Source organism: Ottowia pentelensis (assembly GCF_964341695.1).
Genome location: NZ_OZ224513.1, coordinates 549,438 through 569,967 on the forward strand (window position 1 = coordinate 549,438; position 20,530 = coordinate 569,967).

The window sequence follows — 20,530 nt, forward strand, 5'->3', positions numbered from 1 at the left end:
AACAGATAGTAAGCAGGTGCTGTGCGCTTCATGCTTCCGGCGTCACGCCCAGCGCCACCAGAAAGCGCGCCACCATGTTGTAGGTGGCGATGGCGCTGGTCAGCTCGACCAGCTGCGTGGTGTCGAAGTGCGTCTTCAATGCGTCGAACAGCGCGTCCTCGACCCGCACGTCCAGCGTCATCTGCGCGGCGTAGCGCAGCACCAGCTGCTCGACTTCGCCCAGCGCCGGGTCGGCGGCGCGGCGGGCATCGGCGGCGAGCACGCGGTGCAGGGCATCCAGCTCGGCCTGCGTGCCGCCGGCGGCCAGAAAGTCGGGCGCGTGGTGCTGGTATTCGTAGTGCGCGCCGGTCAGCAGCGCGACGGTGCAGATGCCCAGCTCGCGCAGCTTGCGGCTGGTGGGCAGTTCGGTGCGCACGGCCTTCAGGTAGACGTTCCAGCCGCGCGCCAATGGCTCGCTCCACAGCAGGGCGCGGTCCAGGTTGAGCAACTGGCCGCCGCGGCGCGCCAGGATGGCGTCGACCAGTTCGGTGGGCTGAGGTTTGCGTTCGGGGCTCCAGTCGGGGATGCGCATGGCGGCTCTCGTGCAGGCGTGAGCATCAGAGGATAAGGCGATAATTCCGCCCCATGCGCATTCGCTTTACCAAGATGCAGGGCGCGGGCAACGATTTCGTGGTGCTCGACGAGCTGCATGGCCCGCTGAACCTGAGCGCGGCGCAGTACCGCTGGCTGGCCGACCGCCACTTCGGCGTCGGCGCCGACCAGATCCTCAGCGTGCGGCCGGCGCCCAGCGCCGACGTGGACTTCGAGTACGTGATCCACAACGCCGACGGCGGCGAGGTGGAGCATTGCGGCAACGGTGCGCGCTGCTTCGTGCGCCACGTGCGCGGGCGCGGGCTGACCGACAAGCGCCGCATCCGCGTCAAGGTGCAGCGCGGCGTGATCGAGCTGACCGAGGCCGAGGACGGCCGCGTCACGGTGGACATGGGCGCGCCCGTGTTCGAGCTGGCGGCGCTGCCCTTCGACCCGACGGGCCTGACGCCGGTGCCGGCGCCGCGGGCCGACGGGCCGTGGCGCATGTGGCCGCTGCGTTTGACGCCGAATGAGGCGCTGGCCCCCGCCGATCAAGCGCAAGCAGCTACTATAAATATAGCATTGGTGTCCATGGGCAACCCGCACGCCGTCGCCCTGGTCGACGACGTGGAGCGCGCGCCGGTGCTCAGCCAGGGCCCGCTGATCGAGCGCCACCCGGCCTTTGCGCGCCGCGTCAACGCCGGCTTCATGCAGGTCGTCGATCGCGCCCACATCCGCCTGCGCGTGTACGAGCGCGGCGCCGGCGAAACCCTGGCCTGCGGCACCGGCGCCTGCGCCGCCGTGGTGGCGGGCATCCGCCTGGGCCTGCTGGATGGCCGCGTCGACGTGGCCACGCACGGCGGCCGGTTGACCATCGAATGGGCCGGCGGCGCCACCGATTCGGTCTTGCTCACCGGCCCGGCCGAGACCGTGTTCGAGGGCAGCATCGACTTGCCCGATGATCTCCGCGACCCAGCCTGAATTGCCATGAACCCCATCACCGAACAAGATATTGCCGAGTTCCTGATCCAGACGCCCGACTTCTTCGAGCGCCACGCCGAGCTGCTCACGGCCGTGCAGCTGACCAGCCCGCACGGCGGGCGCGCCGTCAGCCTGCAGGAGCGCCAGGCCGAGATGCTGCGCGAGAAGATCAAGGTGCTGGAGCAGCGCCTGATGGAGCTGATGCGCCACGGCAACGAGAACATGCTGATCGGCGACAAGCTGCAGCGCTGGTCGCGCCAGCTGTTCCTGGTGCACCGCGCGGTCGATCTGCCGGTGGTGCTGCTGAGCGAGATCTGCGCCCAGTTCAACGTGCCGCAGGCCGCGCTGCGCCTGTGGGACGTGGCCGAGGTCTACGCGCAGGAGTCCTTTGCCGTCGGCGCCAGCGACGACGTCAAGAGCCTGGCCTCGTCGCTGAGCGCGCCGTATTGCGGCGTCAACGCCGGCTTCGAGGCCGTGCAGTGGCTGGAAGACCCGCAGGCCGCCGCCTCGCTGGTGCTGCTGCCGCTGCGCCCCAACGCCAGCGCGCCCGCCTTCGGCCTGCTGGTGCTGGCCTCGCCCGACGCCGCACGCTACGAGGCCGGCATGGCCACCGACTTCCTGGAGCGCATCGGCGAGCTGGCCAGCGCCTCGCTGTCGCGCCTGCGCAGTCTGTGATTTTCAAGCCGAATCGGGTTGTAGCGCCCATGGATTAAGCGCGAGCAGCTATCGATCGATGAGCAACGACGCCGCTCCAACTGTGGGCGCCGCGCCCGCCGACGCGGCGCTGGTGGAGCGCTACCTGGAGCACGTGCGCGTCGAGCGGCGCCTGGCCGCGCGCACCGTCACGCTCTACAGCCTGGACCTGGCCAAGCTGGCCGAGTTTGCCGCCGCCGCGGGCATGGGCCTGCTGGCCGTGCAGCCGGCCCACGTGCGCCGCTGGGTGGCGCAGATGCATGCCGGCGGGCGCAGCGGGCGCGGCATCGCGCTGGTGCTGTCGGGCTGGCGCGGCTTTTACGCCTGGCTGGGGCGCGAGGGCCGCGTGGCCGCCAACCCGGTGCAGGACGTGCGCGCGCCCCGCCAGCCGCGCCCGCTGCCCAAGGCACTGGGGGTGGACGACGCGGTGCGGCTGGCCGACTTTCACGCCGACGGCGAGGCCAGCGACCCCTGGCTGGAGGCGCGCGACGCCGCCTTGGTCGAGCTGCTGTACGGCAGCGGCCTGCGCGTGGGCGAGGTGGTGGGCCTGGACGCCGTCGCCAGCGACGCCGCCCTGCGCGCCGGCCGCGGCTGGGTCGACCTGCCCGCGGCCGAGGTGCAGGTGCAGGGCAAGGGCGGCAAGCGCCGCAGCGTGCCGCTGGGCCAGGCCGCGCTGGCCGCGCTGGCGCAGTGGCTGGCGGTGCGCGGCCAGTGCCCGCAGGCGGCGCGGGCGCAGGGCGCGCTGTTCATCGGCCGCCACGGCACGCGATTGAGCGCGCAATCCATCTGGCAGCGCCTGCGCCGGCGCAGCCTGCAGGCCGGCCTGGCCACCCCGGTGCATCCGCACATGCTGCGCCACTCGTTCGCCAGCCACCTGCTGCAGTCCAGCGGCGACCTGCGCGCCGTGCAGGAGCTGCTGGGCCACGCCAGCATCGGCACCACGCAGGTCTACACGCGGCTGGACTTCCAGCACCTGGCCAAGGCCTACGACGCGGCGCATCCGCGGGCGCATCGCAAGAAGGATTGACCGCGATGGCCGACGGTCGGCGCGACTATGGGCGGGGGTGCGCCAAGGGGCATGGGTGGGCAGCTCCGCTCGTGTCCCCCGCTGTCCGTCTGCGACGGCCATCTCTTCCTTGACCTCGCTGCGCTGCCCACCCATGCCCCCTGGCGCGAAGCGATGGTCATCCACCCAGCGGCCTGCTGAGTCAGCGACGCCTCGGATCAGGCCGTTGGGGCGCCCGGCGCAGTGAAGTCAAGGCGGAGCCGGCCGCAGGCCGGCGGGGGACATGAACGGAGCCGGGCACCCCGACGGCGGGGTCCCGCCCCGCGCCCGGCAGTTTTATCGAATCGAATGCGAAGCCGCGTCAGGCCTTGGCCGGCTTGGGCTCGTAGCCCATCACGGCCTTGACTTCCAGGAATTCGCGGAAGCCGTGCTCGCCCCACTCGCGGCCGTTGCCCGACTGCTTGTAGCCGCCGAAGGGCGCGCCGACGTCGGGGCCGGCGCCGTTCAGGTGCACCATGCCGGTGCGCAGGCGCGCGGCGACCTGGCGCGCGTGCTCCAGGCTGCCCGACTGCACGTAGCCCGACAGGCCGTAGGGCGTGTCGTTGGCCATGCGGATGGCGTCTTCCTCGGTGTCGTAGGGGATCATCACCAGCACCGGGCCGAAGATCTCCTCGCGCGCGATGGTCATGTCGTTCGTGACGTCGGCAAACACGGTGGGCTTGACGAAATAGCCCTTGCTCAGGCCCTCGGGTCGGCCGGTGCCGCCGGCCACCAGGGTGGCGCCTTCGTCGATGCCCTTCTGGATCAGGCCCTGGATCTTGCTGAACTGCGCGTGGCTGACCACCGGGCCCATGGCCATGCCCTCGGGGCTCATGGCGTCGGCCACCTGGGTGCGCTCGGCCACCGCCTTGGCCACGCCCATGGCCTGCGCGTGCTTGGCGCGCGGCACGAACATGCGCGTGGGCGCGTTGCAGCTCTGGCCCGAGTTGGTGAAGCAGGCCTGCACGCCCTGCTTGACGGCCTTTTCGATGTCGGCGTCGTCCAGCACGATGTTGGCCGACTTGCCGCCCAGCTCCTGCGCCACGCGCTTGACGGTGTCGGCCGCCGCCTTGGCCACGGCGATGCCGGCGCGGGTGGAGCCGGTGAAGGTCATCATGTCGATGCCGGGGTGCACCGACATGGCTTCGCCCACGCCCGGGCCGTCGCCGTTGATCAGGTTGAACACGCCGTGCGGCACGCCGGCCTCGTGCATGATTTCGGCCAGCAGGATGCCGCTGAGCGGCGCGATCTCGGAGGGTTTCAGGATCACCGTGCAACCGGCCGCCAGCGCGGGCGCCACCTTGCACATGATCTGGTTGATGGGCCAGTTCCAGGGCGTGATCATGCCCACCACGCCCACCGGCTCGTACAGCGTGGCGGTGGTGCCGTGCACGGTCTCGAACTCGAAGCCCTTGAGCACGCCCAGCGTGGTCTTCAGGTGCGCCACGCCCATGGCGGCCTGCGCGGCCTTGGACAGCCACAGCGGCGCGCCCATCTCCAGCGAAATGGCCTGCGCCACCTCGTCGGCGCGGCGCTTGTAGACCTCCAGCACCTTTTCCAGCAGCGCCACGCGCTCCTCGCGCGTGGTGCGCGAGAAGCTCTCGAAGGCCCGACGCGCGGCCTGCACCGCCTTGTCCACGTCGGCGGCCGAGCCCAGGCTGATGCGCGAGACGACCTCCTCGTTGGAGGGATTGACGACGTCCAGGCTGCGCGCGCTGGCCGGGGCGACCCATTGGCCGTCGATGTAGAACTGCAGGTGCTCTTTCATGGGGAGATCTCCGGGGAAGGGGGTGGGGAAAGAGGCGGTGCCGCGGCCCGCCGCGTGGCATGTCAACCCGACAGTCTGCCATGACTGGCAAGTCCCGATTGCCCGCAACGGCATGACGACGCGCAGGGTTGGCGCGCTTTGGCTAAACTGGCCCGTTGCCCGACGGTCGGGCACCTGCCTTATCTGGATTCAAGCATGGCCCTCATTCCCGCCACCATCCTCACCGGTTTTCTCGGCTCCGGCAAGACGACGCTGCTGCAGCGCGTGCTGAGCGAGGCGCACGGCCAGAAGATCGCCGTGATCGAAAACGAGTTCGGCGAGGAGAACATCGACAACGAAATCCTGGTGCACGACGACGGCGAGCAGATCATCCAGATGAGCAACGGCTGCGTGTGCTGCACCATCCGCGAAGACCTGCGCGCCACGCTGCAGCTGCTGGCGGCCAAGAAGCGCAAGGGCCTGCTGGACTTCGAGCGCGTCATCATCGAGACCACCGGCCTGGCCGACCCCGGCCCGGTGGCGCAGACCTTTTTCATGGACGACGAGATCGCCGAGAGCTTCCTGCTCGACTCCATCATCACCCTGGTGGACGCCAAGCACGCCGCCCAGCAGCTCGACGACCGGCTGGAGGCGCAGCGCCAGGTGGGCTTTGCCGACCAGATCTTCATCAGCAAGGCCGATTTGGTCAGCAAAGACGAGCTGGAGGCGCTGCAGCACCGCCTGAAACACATGAACCCGCGCGCGCCGCAGCGCGTGGTGCACTTCGGCGAGGTGGCGCTGGGCGAGGTGCTGGACCTGCGCGGCTTCAACCTCAACGCCAAGCTCGACATCGATCCCGAATTTCTCAAGGAGGACGAGCACGAGCACCACCATCACGACCACGACCACGACCACGCGGGCGAGCACTGCGACCACCCCTCGCACCAGCACGACCACGATGAGCATGGGCACGGCCACGCGCACCACCACCACCACGATGACGACGTCAAGAGCTTCGTGTTCCGCTCCGAGCGCGCGTTCGACCCGGCGCGGCTGGAGGATTTTCTGGGCGCCATGGTCAACATCTACGGCCCGCGCATGCTGCGCTACAAGGGCGTGCTGTCGATGAAGGGCACCGAGCGCAAGGTGGTGTTCCAGGGCGTGCACCAGCTCATGGGCAGCGACCTGGGGCCCGCCTGGGCCGAGGGCGAGCCGCGCGTGAGCAAGATGGTGTTCATCGGCATCGACCTGCCGCGCGACATCCTGGTGCAGGGGCTGGAGCAGTGCCTGGTGTGAGCACCAGCGGCGCGCAGGGACATCGGTGCCACGGCGCCGACAAGCCCGATACAATCGCCGCCTTTGAGTGCGCCGCCGGCCGGGCCGGCGCCGCGCTGGCTCAAGTGCCCAAGAAGGTCTATAACAGGGTTCTGCGGATGAAGACGACCCCATTCATCCGTCGTGTTAGCGGTTGAAGGTGGCGGCGTGCCGCACCTTGTTCTACAGGAGACGAACAACGTGAAACCTGCGGCTGCCAAGACACCGGCCAAAGCCCCCGCCCAGGCCCAGGCCCTGCCTGGCAAGGCGACGCCCCAAGCGAGTGCGCGCGCCACCCAGGCCGTCACGAAAAAAGCCGCGCCCGCCCGTCCGCGGACGGCCGCGGCGCGCAAACCGACTCCCATGTCGGCCGCACCCGCGGCCGTCAAGCCCAAGATATTGCCCATGCCCATTGCCGCCGTAGCTCATGTGCCGATCGTGATCAAGAAGGATCCGAAACTGGCCAACAACTGGAAGACCAAGAAGCCCGACGAGCTGTCCGACGCCGAAGTCATCGCCATGCCCGATGACGAGTACATGAACGACAAGCAGCTGGCGTTCTTCCGCCTGAAATTGACGCAGCTCAAGGACGACATCCTGCTCAACGCCGACGTCACCACGGACAACCTGCGCAAGGACACCGTGGTGGTGCCCGACCCGGCCGACCGTGCCACCATCGAGGAAGAGCACGCGCTGGAGCTGCGCACGCGCGACCGCGAGCGCAAGCTGCTCAAGAAGATCGAGCAGTCGATCGCCCGCATCGATGCCGGCGACTACGGCTATTGCGACGAGACCGGCGAGCCCATCGGCGTGCCGCGCCTGCTGGCGCGGCCCACCGCCACGCTGTCGCTGGAGGCGCAGCAGCGCCGCGAGCTCAAGCAGAAGATGTTCGGCGATTGATCGGACGCACGCCGTCCGGGGAGGCCATCGAAGGATGAACGAGGAGCAAGACCCCAAGCCGGGCGGGCGTTTTTTGTCCAAGGTGGTCAAGTTCATCACCAGCCCGACCACCGACTGGGCCGACCTGAACAAGGTCGACGGCCCGTTGGACGCCAGCGAATCGAGCGCCGCGCTCAAGGAGATGATCGAGCGCAAGCGGCGCAACGACTTCGTGCGCAACCGCGAGTTCGACATGCTGCGCAAGGCGCGCCGCCGCCAGCTGGCCGGCGCCCACGGCGGCTCGGCGTCGCCCACCTCGTTCATCTCCAGTGTCGAGTCCGCGCACCCGCACGAGCCCGAGCGCACGCTCGAAAAGATCGACCAGATCGAAGAGCAGATGTCGCGCGCCTGGCTGGACCGCGCCGAGCCGACCGCCGTCGCCCCCGACAACCCGCGCGCCTACGACAAGACCCGCCCGGTGAAGCTGGACGAGATGGCGGCCGGCGCCGGCTTCGGCGTCACCGCGGTCGAGGTGCCGCTGTCGGGCGCCGCGGCCGAGGTTTCGCGGGGCGAGGCCGCGCCCCCACCCCAGTCCCAGCCGCTGGACGCGCCCACCGGCGCCGACCCGTGGGCCGACGCGGTCGCGCCCGCGCCTCTGGCCGACGAACCGCCGCCCGTGGCCGTCAGCCCCGAGGTCGAGGAGGTGGCCATCCGCTTTGCCAACGGCGACGCCGCCGGGGCCGAGGTCAGCCTGCTGGAGCTGCTGGGCGAGGGCGGCAGCCACAGCGACGACCTGGAAACCTGGCTCACCCTGTTCGATCTGTACCGCGCCGCCGGCGAGCCCGACAAGTTCGACGGCGCGGCCATCGCCTTTGTCGGCCGCTTCGGCCGCTCGGCACCCCAGTGGACGCTGGCGGCGGGCCCCGCCTCGGGCGCCATGCCGATGACGCCGCTGGCCGGAGCCGCCCCGGTGCCGCGCAGCGAGAGCCTGCCGGCGCACTGGAGCGCGCCTTCGGTGCTGGGCACGCAGTCCATCGCGGCGCTCAACGCCTCCATGACGCGCCAGGCGCAGCCCTGGCGCATCGACTGGCGGCGCGTCAAGTCGATCGACCCGCAGGCGCTGCCGCTGCTGCTGGACGTGCTGCAGCGCTGGGCCCGCACGCCCGTGCGCCTGCGCTTTCTCGACGCCGAACAGCTGCTGAACGTGCTGGCGCAGCAGACTCCGCCCGAGCAGCGCGCCACCGATCCGCAGTGGTGGACGGCCCGCATGGCCCTGCTGCGCGTGATGAACGAGCCCGACGAGTTCGAGCTGGTGGCGCTCAACTACTGCGTCACCTACGAGATGTCGCCGCCGGCGTGGGAAGACCCGCGCTGCGAGTACGCGCCGATGTCCGAAAGCGGCCACACCCTGCCACCACCCGATGACGACGACGCCGCGTCGGCCGCCAGCGCCTTCGGCGATCACCCGCTGTCCGGCGCCATGGGCCTCGGGGCGGCCGGTACGGCGGGGCTCGACATTGCCCAGCTGCCGCTGGAAGGCGAAATCCTGGGCGACGCGGCGCATGCGCTGCAGCCGCTCGGCGTGTCGGCGCGCACGCGCGGCATCGAGTTCAATTGCCGCCATCTGCAGCGGGTGGATTTCGGCGCCGCCGGCGACCTGCTCAACTGGACCGTGCAGCAGCAGGGCCAGGGGCGGCAGGTGGTGTTCAAGCACGTCAACCGGCTGGTGGCGGCGTTTTTCGGCGTGATCGGCATCTCCGACTCGGCGCGCGTGCTGCGGCGCGTGGATTGAATCCGGGTCCCGCCCGCGCGCCCTTGCAAAGCGGGCCGCGGCCCCCATCTGGGCGCGATGGAACCCTTTCACGGCACCACCATCATCAGCGTGCGCCGCCAGACCCCCGAGGGCTGGCAGGTCGCCATCGGCGGCGACGGCCAGGTCACCCTGGGCAACATCGTCGTCAAGGGCTCGGCACGCAAGGTGCGCAAGCTCTACCACGGCAAGGTGCTGGCCGGTTTTGCCGGCGCCACGGCCGACGCCTTCACCTTGTTCGAGCGCTTCGAGGCCAAGCTGGACAAGCACCAGGGCCACCTGACGCGCGCCGCCATCGAGTTGACCAAGGACTGGCGCACCGACCGCGTGCTGCGCCGGCTGGAGGCCATGCTGGCGGTGGCCGACCGCGAGGCCTCGCTCATCATCACCGGCAACGGCGACGTGCTGGAGCCCGAGCACGGCCTGGTGGCGATCGGCTCGGGCGGCGCCTACGCCCAGTCGGCCGCCAAGGCGCTGCTGGACCACACCGAGCTGTCGGCCGAGCAGATCGTCAAGAAGTCGCTCGAGATCGCCGGCGAGCTGTGCATCTACACCAACATGACGCACACCATCGAGGTCTTGTGATTTTGCTTCATGTTTGATAGCTGCTTGCGCTTGCCACGCCTGCGCCAAAGCCATTTTTGATTGAGATTTTCCGGTTGAGCCCCGCCATGTCCATGACCCCCCAGGAGATCGTCTCCGAACTCGACCGCCACATCGTCGGCCAGCAGGCGGCCAAGCGCGCCGTCGCCATTGCGCTGCGCAACCGCTGGCGCCGCCAGCGGGTCGACGAAAAGCTGCGCGCCGAGATCACGCCCAAGAACATCCTGATGATCGGTCCCACCGGGGTCGGCAAGACCGAGATCGCGCGCCGCCTGGCGCGGCTGGCGGGCGCGCCCTTCATCAAGGTCGAGGCGACCAAGTTCACCGAGGTCGGCTACGTCGGCAAGGACGTCGATTCGATCATCCGCGACCTGGCCGAAATGGCCGTCAAGCAGCAGCGCGAGCAGGCCATGCGCCAGCACCGCACGCGCGCCGAGGACCTGGCCGAGGACCGCATCCTCGACGTGCTGTTGCCGCCGGCGCGCAACGCCGACGGCAGCAACGCGCCCAGCGAGGGCGGCGCCGCGCGCCAGGCCTTTCGCAAGAAGCTGCGCGAGCACCAGCTGGACGACAAGGAAATCGAGCTGGAGCTGCAACAGGCCGCGCCCGCCATGGAAATCATGGGCCCGCCCGGCATGGAGGACATGGCCGAGCAGCTCAAGGGCATGCTGGGCAACCTGAACGCCGGCCGGCGCAAGATGCGGCGCGTCCGGATCGGCGAAGCGATGAAGCTGCTGGTCGACGAAGAGGCCGGCAAGCTGGTCAACGAGGACGAGATCCGCCTGCAGGCGCTGCACAACCTGGAGCAGAACGGCATCGTCTTCATCGACGAGATCGACAAGGTGGCCTCGCGGGGCGAGGGCAGCGGCAGCGCCGACGTGTCGCGCCAGGGCGTGCAGCGCGATTTGCTGCCGCTGGTCGAGGGCACCACGGTCAACACCAAGTACGGCATGGTCAAGACCGACCACATCTTGTTCATCGCTTCGGGCGCCTTTCATCTGGCCAAACCCAGCGACCTGATCCCCGAGCTGCAAGGACGCCTGCCCATTCGGGTCGAGCTCGACTCGCTGTCGGTCGAGGACTTCAAGGCCATCCTCACGCAAACCGATGCCAGCCTGGTGCGCCAATACCAGGCCCTGCTGGCCACCGAGGGCGTGACGCTGCAGTTCAGCGACGACGGCATCGCCCGGCTGGCGCAGATTGCCTGCGACGTCAACGAAAGCACCGAGAACATCGGCGCGCGCCGCCTGTCCACCGTGCTCGAGCGCCTGCTGGACGAGGTCAGCTTCGACGCCACGCGCCTGGAAGGCCAGCAGGTGCACATCGACGCCGCCTACGTCGACGCCCGGCTGGGCGAAGTCAGCCGCGACGAGGACCTGTCGCGCTACATCCTCTGACACCGCCGGCGGCTGTCTCGACGTTTTCCCGTCGCCAGGTTCCGGGGCGGCAGCCCGGCGCCGCCGCTCCCGCGTCCGCCGTGCGCGAATTCACGCTCCGGCCGACTGCGTGAGAGCGGCGGCGCGCGTCCCATTTGACGAAATCACTTCGACAGCTTGACCTAAGTCTTTAATTTCAAAGAAATTTTACCTTGAAACTCTGGAGATAAAACCAGATAAGGTCTTGATTTCATTGAAAAAAAGTGTTGGCCCCTTGTCCCGTGCGGGGTATTCCTGCTACAGTGCAAAAAAGTGCAATTAAGTGGTGAGAAGTGCCGTCACCACCGTGTTTGGATCGTCACGGCAGGGAAATCGCGTGTTTCAAGGGGCTTCATCGCTGAGTCTGGATGCCAAGGGGCGGCTGTCCGTGCCGACCCGGCATCGTGACGTCCTGCAGGCGACGGCCAGCGGGCAGCTGACGATCACCAAGCACCCGCACGGCTGCCTGATGGTGTTTCCGCGCCCCGAATGGGAGAAATTCCGCGAGCGCATCGCCCAGTTGCCGATGTCGGCCCAGTGGTGGAAGCGCATCTTCCTGGGCAACGCGATGGACGTCGAAATGGACGGCACCGGCCGCGTGCTGGTGTCGCCCGAGCTGCGCGCCGCCGCCGGCCTGGTGCGCGAGACCATGCTGCTGGGCATGGGCGACCACTTCGAGCTGTGGGACAAGGCGGCCTACGAAACCAAGGAAGCCGAGGCCATGCAAGAGCCCATGCCGGCGGCGTTCGAGGACTTCGCGTTTTGAAGGCAGGGCGGTGAACACATGGTCGCACACCACCGTCCTGCTGAACGAAGCCGTCGAGGCGCTGGTTTCGAATCCGCAGGGCTGCTACGTGGACGCCACCTTCGGGCGCGGCGGGCATGCGCGGCGCATCCTGCGGCAGCTGGCGCCCACGGGGCGCCTGATTGCTTTCGACAAGGACCCGGAGGCGGTGGCCGAGGCCGCGCGCATCGCCGATGCGCGCCTGCAGATGCGCCACCAGGGTTTTGCGGCGCTGGGCGAGCTGCCCCCGGCGAGCGTGGCCGGGGTCTTGCTGGACCTGGGCATCAGCTCGCCGCAGATCGACAACCCCGAGCGGGGTTTTTCTTTTCGTGCCGACGGCCCGCTGGACATGCGCATGGACCCCTCGCGGGGCCAGAGCGCGGCCGACTGGCTGGCGGTGGCATCCCAGCAGCAGATCGCGGAGGTGATTCGTGACTACGGCGAAGAACGGTTTGCTGTCGCCATTGCAAAGGCGATTGTCGCGCGTCGGGAAAAGGGTCGTCCCGTGGCCCGCACCCTGGAGTTCGCCGAGCTCGTCGCCGGCGCGGTCCGCACTCGCGAGCCGGGCCAACACCCTGCGACGCGGACCTTCCAGGCTGTTCGGATTTTCATCAACGCCGAGCTTGAAGAGCTCCGGCAGGCGCTAGAAGCGAGTCTGCACGTGCTGCAACCGGCCGGCCGCCTGGTGGTGATCAGCTTCCATTCGCTGGAAGACCGCATTGCCAAGCAGTTCATCGCGCGCCATGCGCACGCGGTGGTGGACCGCCGCGCGCCCTTTGCCGAGCCCGCGCCCACGTTGCTGCGCGCGCTGGCGCGCGTGCGCCCCGGCGCCGCCGAAGTGGCCGCCAACCCGCGCGCGCGCAGCGCCATCATGCGGGTGGCCGAGCGCACCGATGCGCGGGCGGAGGCGAGTCCCGACCCGACGCCGGGCCGCCCCAAGGCGGCGAGCGCCCCCTCGGGGGGCAGCGCAGCACGCGCAGCGGCGAAGCGTGGGGGCCAAGATGAGCCGACGCCGGGCCGCCCCAAGGCGGCGAGCGCCCCCTCGGGGGGCAGCGCAGCACGCGCAGCGGCGAAGCGTGGGGGCCCAGTGCCATGACTCGGTTGTCGATCGTGCTGCTCGCGGCCTTGATGTTCTCGGCCATGTACCTGGTCAAGGTGCAGTACGAGTCGCGCCAGCTCGTCACGCAGATCGAGCGCGCACGCGCCGAGGGGCGCACCCTGGCCACGCAGCGGCGCCAGCTGGAGGTCGAAAAGCGCGCCCAGGCGACTTCGCTGCGGGTGGAGCGGCTGGCGCAGGACAAGCTGGCCATGCGCCCGGTGACGCCGGCCATCACCGAGTACGTCACGCCCGGCGCCGCGCGGCCGGCGCCGGCGGGGAGTCGGCCATGAAGAGCATCCGCTACACCTCCAGCCCGCTGCTGGCCTCGCGCACGCCGGTGTGGCGCAGCAAGTTCATCGTTGCCGGGCTGGCCGTGGCCTTCCTGGGCCTGACGGGGCGCGCGGCCTACGTGCAGGTGTTCGACAACGCGTTCTTCCAGAAGCAGGGCGACCAGCGCGTGCTGCGCACGCTCGAGCTGCCCGCCAGCCGCGGCCGCATCTTCGACCGCAACGGCCTGCTGCTGGCCTCCAGCGTGGTGGCGCCCAGCATCTGGGCCATTCCGGAAGACGTCAAGGCCGACGAGGGCGAGCTGCGCCAGCTGGCCAAGCTGCTGAACATGCCGCTGAAGGACTTGCAGCACAAGCTGGGCGAGGAAGACCGCAGCTTCGTGTGGATCAAGCGCCAGGTCGACCAGTCGGTGGCCCAGCAGATCGCCGAGCTGAAGATCGCCGGCATTCACCAGCGCAAGGAATACAAGCGCGTGTACCCCGAGGGCGCGGCGGCGGCGCACGTGGTCGGCTTCACCGACATCGAGAACAAGGGCCTGGAAGGTGTCGAGCGCTCGTTCGACCAGCGCCTGGCGGGCCGCGAGGGCTCGCGCCGCGTGATCAAGGACCGGCTGGGCCGCGTGGTCGAGGAAGTGGGCGAGGAGGTGCCGCCGGTCGACGGTCAGGACATCCAGCTGTCGATCGACTCCAAGATCCAGTTCTTCGCCTACCAGAAGGTGCGCGACGCGGTGGTGGCCAACAAGGCCAAGTCCGGCAGCGTGGTGGTGCTGGACTCGGTGACGGGCGAGGTGCTGGCGCTGGCCAACTACCCCAGCTATGCACCGGACGACCGCCGCCACCTGACGGGCGCGCAGCTGCGCAACGTCGCGCTGACGGACACCTTCGAGCCCGGCTCGGTGATGAAGCCCATCACCGTGGCCACCGCGCTGGAGCTGGGCCGCGTCACGCCGCAGACCCTGATCAACACCTCGCCGGGCAGCTACCAGCTGGACCGCTACACGGTGCGCGACACGCACAACTACGGCACGCTGACGGTGTCGGGCGTGATCCAGAAGTCCAGCAACATCGGCGCGCTGAAGATCGCGCAGCGGCTCAGCCCCAAGGAGATGTGGAACGTCTACACGGCGCTGGGCTACGGGCGCAAGCCCGAGCTGGACTTTCCGGGCGCGGCCACCGGCCGGCTGCGTCCCTGGAAGAGCTGGAAGCCGGTCGAGCAGGCCACCATGGCCTATGGCTATGGCCTGTCGGGCTCGCTGTTCCAGATGGTGCATTCGTACACGGCGCTGGCGCACGACGGCAGCGTCATTCCCGCCACCCTGCTGCGCAGTCCCGAGAGCCAAACGGCCGCGGGCCTGCGGGTGTTCTCGGCCAAGACCGCGAGCGAGGTGCGCAAGATGCTGCACCTGGTGACCGGCCCCGGCGGCACCGGCCAGCTGGCGCAGACGGTGGGCTACTCGGTGGGCGGCAAGACCGGCACCGCGCGCAAGCAGCAGGGCAAGGGCTATGCCGCGCACAAGTACCGCGCCTGGTTCGTCGGCATCGCGCCCATCGAGCAGCCGCGCATCATCGTCGGCGTGATGGTCGACGAGCCCAGCAACGGCACCTACTACGGCGGCACGGTGGCGGCGCCGGTGTTCAGCGACGTGGTGCAGCAGACCCTGCGCATCAAGGGCGTGCCGCCGGACATGGCGGTCAAGCCCGAAATCCTGACGCAGAAGGTCGAGGAGTCGTTCTGAAATGAAACGTCAACACTCAAGCCGGTGTGGCCTGTACGGTGTAGCCGATCTGCTGAAGGCGGCGGATGAGGCGGTTGGCGGTTTTGGCCGCGTCGGCGCGGTCGAAGTGGGCGGCGCCCAAGTCGTGCCATTCGGTGCCATCGCGCAGCATGTGCCAAGCGGCGGTGAGCATGGATGCGGCCACGGCGATGATGGCCTTCTTGGCGCCGCGGCGAGCGCGGATGCGATGGAACTGGGCCTGCAGGTAGCTGCCCTTGACCCTGACGGCCGCCCAGGCGGCTTGCACCAGCGTGGTCTTGAGCCACTTGCCGCCGCGGCGCAGCCGAGTGCTGCGGCGCTTGCCGGCGCTCTCGTCGTTGCGCGGACACATGCAGGCCCAGGACAGCAAATGCCCGGGCGTGGCGAAGCGCGACATGTCGATGCCGATCTCGGCGACGACGACGTTGGCGCTGACGGCGCTCAGGCCGGGCATCGTGCTCAACAGCTTGGCGGCTGCTCGAAACGGTTCGAGCCCCAGGCCCACCTCCTTCTCGATGGTGGCGATGGCCTGATCCAGCGCGTCGATGTGCCCCAGGTGCAGCTTGAGCATGAAGCGGTGATGCGCGCTGACATTGCCGCGCAGGGCTTCGAGCAGTTCGGCCCGGCTGGCCTTGACGCGGGTGGTGATGCACGAAGCCAGGCGTTCGGGATCGCTGTGGCCATCGATGAGGGCCTGCAAGACCGCGCGACCACCCTTGCCCAGGATGTCGCTGAGCACGACGCTGAGCTTGAGGTTGGCGTCCTCGAGGATTTTCTCGACACGCTGGGCATGCGAGCCCCTCTCGCGCACGAACTGCTTGCGCGTGCGCGTGAGCGAGCGCAACTCCTGCACGGCAACGGGCGGCACGAAGCTGGCGCGGATCAGCCCGTGAGCCAGCAGGTCGGCCAGCCACATCGCGTCGCCCACGTCGGTCTTGCGACCGGGCACGTTCTTCACATGCGCGGCGTTGGCCAGCACCAGCTCGAAGTGGCCTTCGAGGATGTGCCACACGGGCTTCCAGTACACGCCGGTGGCTTCCATGCCGACGTGCTCGACGCCGAAGCAGTCGAGCCAATTAGCCAGGGCCAGCAGCCCCGCAGTCGTGGTCTCGAAGGTGCGAACCTGTTGCAACGGCGGGCCGTCGCCGGCGATGCGCACGCATGCCACCACGGTCTGCTTGTGAACGTCCAGGCCCGCGCAGCGGGGATAGATGACTTCCATGATCGCCTCCAATGCGCGGCGACATCGGCGTGCGGCCCACGTCATCGAACTCTGAAATGCGTGCTCAGGGGCGCGAAGCCCCAGGCGACAGTGCGGGGTGCTCGTGAGGCCGCGGGTCCAACTGACATACGGGTTCGAGGCACCAAGTACAAACCGACCTCTGTGCCGGACGCCGCAGCGCTATTTGACGCCCGTTTCATGCGTCGTGGGTCGCGCGAAGCGCGGTGGAGCAACTGACATGACGCCGCTGCACACGCCCCAGGACGCCGCGCGCTGGCTGCACCAGCATGTGCGCGGGCGCCTGCAGACCGATAGCCGCCAGATCCGGCCGGGCGACGGCTTCATCGCCTGGCCGGGCGCGGCCACCGACGGCCGGCGCTTCGTCGGCGCGGCGCTGGCCCAGGGCGCCACGGCCTGCCTGGTGGAGCGCGCGGGCGCCGAGGCCTTTGGCTTCGACCAGCCCCAGGTGGCGGCCTATCCGGCCCTCAAGGCGGCCAGCGGGCCGATTGCCGCCGCCTACTATGAACAGCCCTCGCAGGCGCTCAACGTGGTCGCCGTCACGGGCACCAACGGCAAGACCTCGTCGGCCTGGTGGTTGGCCTGGGCACTATCGAAATTGAAGCTGCCCGCGCTTTCCCCGAGCGGGCTGGTGGGCACTTTGGGCGTGGGTCTGCCCGATCGCCTGCAGACCACCGGCCTGACCACGCCCGACCCGGTGCTGCTGCAGTGCAGCCTGCGCGAGTTCGTGGACGCGGGCGTGCGCTCCTGCGTGATGGAGGCCTCGTCCATCGGCATCGTCGAGCACCGGCTGGATGGCACCGCCATCCGCGTGGCCCTGTTCACCAACCTGACGCAGGATCACCTGGACTACCACGGCAGCATGGACGCCTACTGGGCGGCCAAGGCGGCGCTGTTCGACTGGCCCGGCCTGCAGGCGGCGGTGATCAACCTCGACGATCCGCGCGGCGCGCCGCTGGCCGAGCACTGCCGCGCGCGCGGGCTGGATGTGTGGACGGTGTCGCTGCACCAGGCGGCCCGCCTGCAGGCGCAGGACGTGGGCTACGGCGCGCACGGCCTGCGCTGGACGCTGCGCGAGGGCGCGCAAGCGCAGCTGCTGGATACCGCCCTGGTGGGCGAATACAACGTCTCCAACCTGCTGGGCGTGCTGGCCGGGCTGCGCGCGCTGGGCGTGCCGCTGGCCGACGCGGCCCGCGTGTGCGCCGACCTGCCGGCGGTGCCCGGCCGCATGGAGCGCGTGACCCCGGCGGGCGAGCGCGCCGCGCCGCTGGTGGTGGTCGACTACGCCCACACGCCCGACGCGCTGGACAAGGCCCTGGCCGCGCTGCGCCCGTTGGCCGCCGAGCGCGGCGGCCGCCTGTGGGGCGTGTTCGGCTGCGGCGGCAACCGCGACGCCCGCAAGCGCCCGCTGATGGGCGCGGCCGTGCAGGCCGGCGCCGATCGCGTGGTGGTGACCAGCGACAACCCGCGCCTGGAGTCGCCCCAGGCCATCATCGACGACATCCTGCGCGGCGTGCAGCGCGGCGCCGCCGTGCAGATCGAGCCGGACCGCGCCCGCGCCATTGCCCTGGCCGTGGCGCAGGCCGACGCCCGCGACGTGGTGCTGATCGCCGGCAAGGGCCACGAGGACTATCAGGACGCGGGCGGCGTGAAGACGCCGTTCTCCGATCAGGTGCAGGCGCGTCAGGCCTTGGCCGCGCGCCGGACCGAGGGGGCCGCGGCATGAGTGCATCGATGCAATGGCCACTGCAGGACGCCGCGCGCGGCCTGTCGCAGGCGCGCGTGCTGGGCGACGGCGCGGTGTGCATCGCGCGCGTGCACAGCGACACGCGCAGCCTGCAGGCGGGCGACTTGTTCGTGGCCCTCAAGGGCGAGCACTTCGACGCCACGCAGTTTCTGGGCGAGGCGGCGGCCAAGGGCGCCGCTGCCGTGCTGTGCGACGCCACGGCCCAGGCCGAACTGGCCGCCAGCGGCCTGCCGGGCATCTTGGTGCCGGATGCGCGGGCGGCGCTGGGCGAACTGGCGCAGGCCTGGCGCCAGCGCTTTGCCGGGCCGCTGATCGCCGTCACCGGCAGCAATGGCAAGACCACGGTGACGCAGATGATCGCCGCCATGCTGCGCGCCTGGCAGGGCGAGGCGGCGCTGGCCACCGAAGGCAACTTCAACAACGACATCGGCCTGCCACTGACCCTGCTGCGCCTGCGGCCGGCCACCCAGGTGGCGGTGGTCGAGCTGGGCATGAACCATCCGGGCGAGATCGCCCACCTCGCGGCCATCGCCCAGCCCACCGTGGCGCTGGTCAACAACGCGCAGCGCGAGCACCAGGAGTTCATGGCCACGGTGGAAGCGGTGTCGCGCGAGAACGGTGCGGTGCTGTCGCAGCTCGGCGCCGATGGCGTGGCGGTGTTCCCGGCCGGCGAGGCGTACACCGGCGTGTGGCAGGCGCTGGCCGGTGGGCGCCGGCAATGCCTGTTCGGCGACGCGGCCGCGGGCGCGCAGGTTGCCCTGACGCAGGCGCGCTGGCAGCTCGACCATTGGCAGGCCGAGGCCGCCACGCCGGCCGGCCCGCTCGCCTTCGAACTGCACGTGGCCGGCCGCCACAACCTGCGCAACGCCCTGGCCGCGCTGGCCTGCGCGCAGGCGGCGGGCGCGCCGCTGGCGGCGCTGGCCCAGGGCCTGAGCGCGTTTCGTCCGGTGCGTGGTCGCTCGCGCACCGTGCTGCTACGCTGGCACGGCCGCGCGCTGACGCTGATCGACGACACCTACAACGCCAACCCGGATTCGGTGCGCGCGCTGATCGACGTGCTGGCCGAGCTGCCGGGCCCGCGCCTGCTGGTGCTGGGCGACATGGGCGAGGTGGGCGCGCAGGGGCCGGCCTTTCACGCCGAGGTGGGCGCCTATGCCCGCGCGCGCGGCATCGATCATCTGCTGGCGCACGGCAACCTGGCCATCCACGCCGCCATGGCCTTCGGCGGCAGCCATTTCGACGACGTCGAGCGCCTGACGGCGGCCGTGCGCACGCACCTCGGCCAGTGCGCCAGCGTGGCCGTCAAGGGCTCGCGCTTCATGCGCATGGAGCGCGTGGTCGAGGCCCTCACGCAGGCCAGGGAATCGACGACGGAGGGCGCCCATGCTGCTTGAGCTGGCCGCCTGGTTGCAACGGATGTCGCCCGAGCTGGGGTACTTCCGGGTCTTCCAGTACCTCACCTTTCGCGCCGTGATGGCGGCCATGACGGCGCTGCTGATCGGCATCGTGGCGGGGCCCTGGGTGATCCGCAAGCTGACCGCGCTGAAGATCGGCCAGCCGGTGCGGGGCTACGCCATGCAGAGCCACCTGGTCAAGAGCGGCACGCCCACCATGGGTGGCGTGCTGATCCTGATCGCCATCGTGGTGTCGGTGCTGCTGTGGGCCGATTTGTCCAACCGCTTCATCTGGATCGTGATGCTGGTGACGCTGGGCTTCGGTGCCATCGGCTGGGTGGACGACTGGCGCAAGGTGGTGCGCAAGGACCCGGAGGGCATGCGCTCGCGCGAAAAGTATTTCTGGCAGTCGCTGATCGGCGGCCTGGCCGCGTTCTCGCTGGTGTTCAGCATCTCCGAGGGCACCAACGTGCGCGCCTGGGAGCTGTTCACGCAATGGGTCGGCTCGGGCTTTTCGGTCGACCTGCCGCACGCGGCCGGCCTGCTGGTGCCCTTCTTCAAGGAGGTCAGCTATCCGCTTGGGGTGCTGGGCTTCGTGATCCTGAGCTACCTGGTCATCGTCGGCTCCAGCAACGCCGTCAACCTGACCGACGGGCTGGACGGCCTGGCCATCATGCCGGTGATCATGGTCGGCTCGGCGCTGGGCGTGTTCGCCTACGTCACGGGCAACGCGTTCTACGCCAAGTACCTGCTGTTTCCGCACATTCCCGGCACCGGCGAGCTGCTCATCTTCTGCGCCGCCATGGCCGGCGCGGGCCTGGCCTTCCTGTGGTTCAACGCCCACCCGGCCCAGGTCTTCATGGGCGACGTGGGCGCGCTGGCGCTCGGCGGCGCTCTCGGAACGATCGCGGTCATCGTGCGCCAGGAGATCGTGCTGGCCATCATGGGCGGCATCTTCGTGGTCGAGGCCATTTCGGTCATGGCCCAGGTGAGCTGGTTCAAGTTCACCAAGCGCCGCTACGGCGAGGGCCGGCGCCTGCTCAAGATGGCGCCGCTGCACCACCACTTCGAGAAAAGCGGCTGGGCCGAGACCCAAGTCGTGGTGCGCTTCTGGATCATCACCATGCTGCTGTGCCTGGTGGGGCTGTCATCGCTCAAGCTGAGGTGA

General features: G+C 69.7%; 17 protein-coding genes and 1 pseudogene. 15 read left to right on the forward strand and 3 right to left on the reverse strand.

Features of this window, described 5'->3' with window-relative positions:
* Nucleotides 1-28: 28 nt before the first annotated feature.
* Nucleotides 29-571 carry a carboxymuconolactone decarboxylase family protein gene (locus ACWHMB_RS02665; RefSeq protein WP_293220483.1) on the reverse strand — a complete coding sequence of 181 codons (543 nt, stop codon included), beginning with the start codon at nucleotides 569-571 and terminating at the stop codon, nucleotides 29-31.
* Nucleotides 572-624: 53 nt separating this feature from the next.
* Between ACWHMB_RS02665 and dapF the strand changes: the two genes are divergently transcribed.
* The 3 genes from dapF to ACWHMB_RS02680 are packed head-to-tail and all read left to right on the forward strand — an operon-like array spanning nucleotide 625 to nucleotide 3,271.
* Complete coding sequence (gene dapF, locus ACWHMB_RS02670; RefSeq protein WP_377481783.1) at nucleotides 625-1,551, forward strand: diaminopimelate epimerase; 927 nt, start codon at nucleotides 625-627, stop codon at nucleotides 1,549-1,551.
* Nucleotides 1,552-1,557: 6 nt separating this feature from the next.
* Nucleotides 1,558-2,226: a DUF484 family protein gene (locus tag ACWHMB_RS02675; protein ID WP_377481780.1), complete on the forward strand. Its 669-nt coding sequence runs from the start codon at nucleotides 1,558-1,560 to the stop codon at nucleotides 2,224-2,226.
* A 58-nt stretch (nucleotides 2,227-2,284) separates the two neighbouring features.
* Nucleotides 2,285-3,271 carry a tyrosine recombinase XerC gene (locus ACWHMB_RS02680; protein ID WP_377481777.1) on the forward strand — a complete coding sequence of 329 codons (987 nt, stop codon included), beginning with the start codon at nucleotides 2,285-2,287 and terminating at the stop codon, nucleotides 3,269-3,271.
* 340 nt (nucleotides 3,272-3,611) lie between these two features.
* Here ACWHMB_RS02680 and ACWHMB_RS02685 read toward each other — a convergent pair whose 3' ends face one another.
* Entirely contained in the window at nucleotides 3,612-5,057 is a 1,446-nt protein-coding gene (locus ACWHMB_RS02685; RefSeq protein ID WP_377481774.1) for an aldehyde dehydrogenase family protein, read from the reverse strand.
* A gap of 195 nt (nucleotides 5,058-5,252) precedes the next feature.
* On the opposite strand from ACWHMB_RS02685, the gene ACWHMB_RS02690 reads away from it, so the two are divergent.
* From ACWHMB_RS02690 to ACWHMB_RS02730, 9 genes and pseudogenes are all read left to right on the forward strand, one after another.
* Nucleotides 5,253-6,332: a CobW family GTP-binding protein gene (locus ACWHMB_RS02690; RefSeq protein WP_377481771.1), complete on the forward strand. Its 1,080-nt coding sequence runs from the start codon at nucleotides 5,253-5,255 to the stop codon at nucleotides 6,330-6,332.
* 186 nt (nucleotides 6,333-6,518) lie between these two features.
* Nucleotides 6,519-7,250: an RNA polymerase-binding protein DksA gene (dksA, locus tag ACWHMB_RS02695; protein WP_377481768.1), complete on the forward strand. Its 732-nt coding sequence runs from the start codon at nucleotides 6,519-6,521 to the stop codon at nucleotides 7,248-7,250.
* 34 nt (nucleotides 7,251-7,284) lie between these two features.
* A complete protein-coding gene (locus tag ACWHMB_RS02700) occupies nucleotides 7,285-9,021 on the forward strand; it encodes an STAS domain-containing protein (RefSeq protein ID WP_377481764.1) in 1,737 nt (578 codons plus the stop codon).
* 57 nt (nucleotides 9,022-9,078) lie between these two features.
* Nucleotides 9,079-9,624 (forward strand): ATP-dependent protease subunit HslV, encoded by a 546-nt coding sequence (hslV, locus tag ACWHMB_RS02705; protein WP_377481760.1) that lies wholly within the window; start codon nucleotides 9,079-9,081, stop codon nucleotides 9,622-9,624.
* Nucleotides 9,625-9,710: 86 nt separating this feature from the next.
* A complete protein-coding gene (gene hslU, locus ACWHMB_RS02710; protein WP_377481758.1) occupies nucleotides 9,711-11,039 on the forward strand; it encodes an ATP-dependent protease ATPase subunit HslU in 1,329 nt (442 codons plus the stop codon).
* 355 nt (nucleotides 11,040-11,394) lie between these two features.
* On the forward strand, nucleotides 11,395-11,823 hold the full coding sequence (gene mraZ, locus ACWHMB_RS02715) for a division/cell wall cluster transcriptional repressor MraZ (protein WP_293221543.1): 429 nt from the start codon (nucleotides 11,395-11,397) through the stop codon (nucleotides 11,821-11,823).
* 10 nt (nucleotides 11,824-11,833) lie between these two features.
* Nucleotides 11,834-12,745: pseudogene (gene rsmH, locus ACWHMB_RS02720) on the forward strand (16S rRNA (cytosine(1402)-N(4))-methyltransferase RsmH); the annotation flags it as partial.
* 188 nt (nucleotides 12,746-12,933) lie between these two features.
* Nucleotides 12,934-13,230 (forward strand): cell division protein FtsL, encoded by a 297-nt coding sequence (gene ftsL, locus ACWHMB_RS02725; protein WP_377481755.1) that lies wholly within the window; start codon nucleotides 12,934-12,936, stop codon nucleotides 13,228-13,230.
* Nucleotides 13,227-14,963, forward strand: coding sequence for a peptidoglycan D,D-transpeptidase FtsI family protein (locus ACWHMB_RS02730; protein WP_377481752.1), 1,737 nt, complete (start codon nucleotides 13,227-13,229; stop codon nucleotides 14,961-14,963). Before ftsL ends, ACWHMB_RS02730 begins: the two co-directional genes overlap by 4 nt.
* Before the next feature lie 16 nt (nucleotides 14,964-14,979).
* Here ACWHMB_RS02730 and ACWHMB_RS02735 read toward each other — a convergent pair whose 3' ends face one another.
* On the reverse strand, nucleotides 14,980-16,203 hold the full coding sequence (locus ACWHMB_RS02735; protein WP_377481749.1) for an IS110 family transposase: 1,224 nt from the start codon (nucleotides 16,201-16,203) through the stop codon (nucleotides 14,980-14,982).
* 238 nt (nucleotides 16,204-16,441) lie between these two features.
* Between ACWHMB_RS02735 and ACWHMB_RS02740 the strand changes: the two genes are divergently transcribed.
* From ACWHMB_RS02740 to mraY, 3 genes are read left to right on the forward strand one after another with little or no spacing between them, the layout of a single operon-like run.
* Nucleotides 16,442-17,947, forward strand: a complete 1,506-nt coding sequence (locus ACWHMB_RS02740) for a UDP-N-acetylmuramoyl-L-alanyl-D-glutamate--2,6-diaminopimelate ligase (RefSeq protein WP_377481747.1) — start codon at nucleotides 16,442-16,444, stop codon at nucleotides 17,945-17,947.
* An 8-nt stretch (nucleotides 17,948-17,955) separates the two neighbouring features.
* Nucleotides 17,956-19,362, forward strand: coding sequence for a UDP-N-acetylmuramoyl-tripeptide--D-alanyl-D-alanine ligase (locus ACWHMB_RS02745; RefSeq protein ID WP_377481745.1), 1,407 nt, complete (start codon nucleotides 17,956-17,958; stop codon nucleotides 19,360-19,362).
* Nucleotides 19,352-20,530: a phospho-N-acetylmuramoyl-pentapeptide-transferase gene (gene mraY / locus ACWHMB_RS02750; RefSeq protein ID WP_293221533.1), complete on the forward strand. Its 1,179-nt coding sequence runs from the start codon at nucleotides 19,352-19,354 to the stop codon at nucleotides 20,528-20,530. The genes ACWHMB_RS02745 and mraY overlap by 11 nt, the downstream gene beginning before the upstream one ends.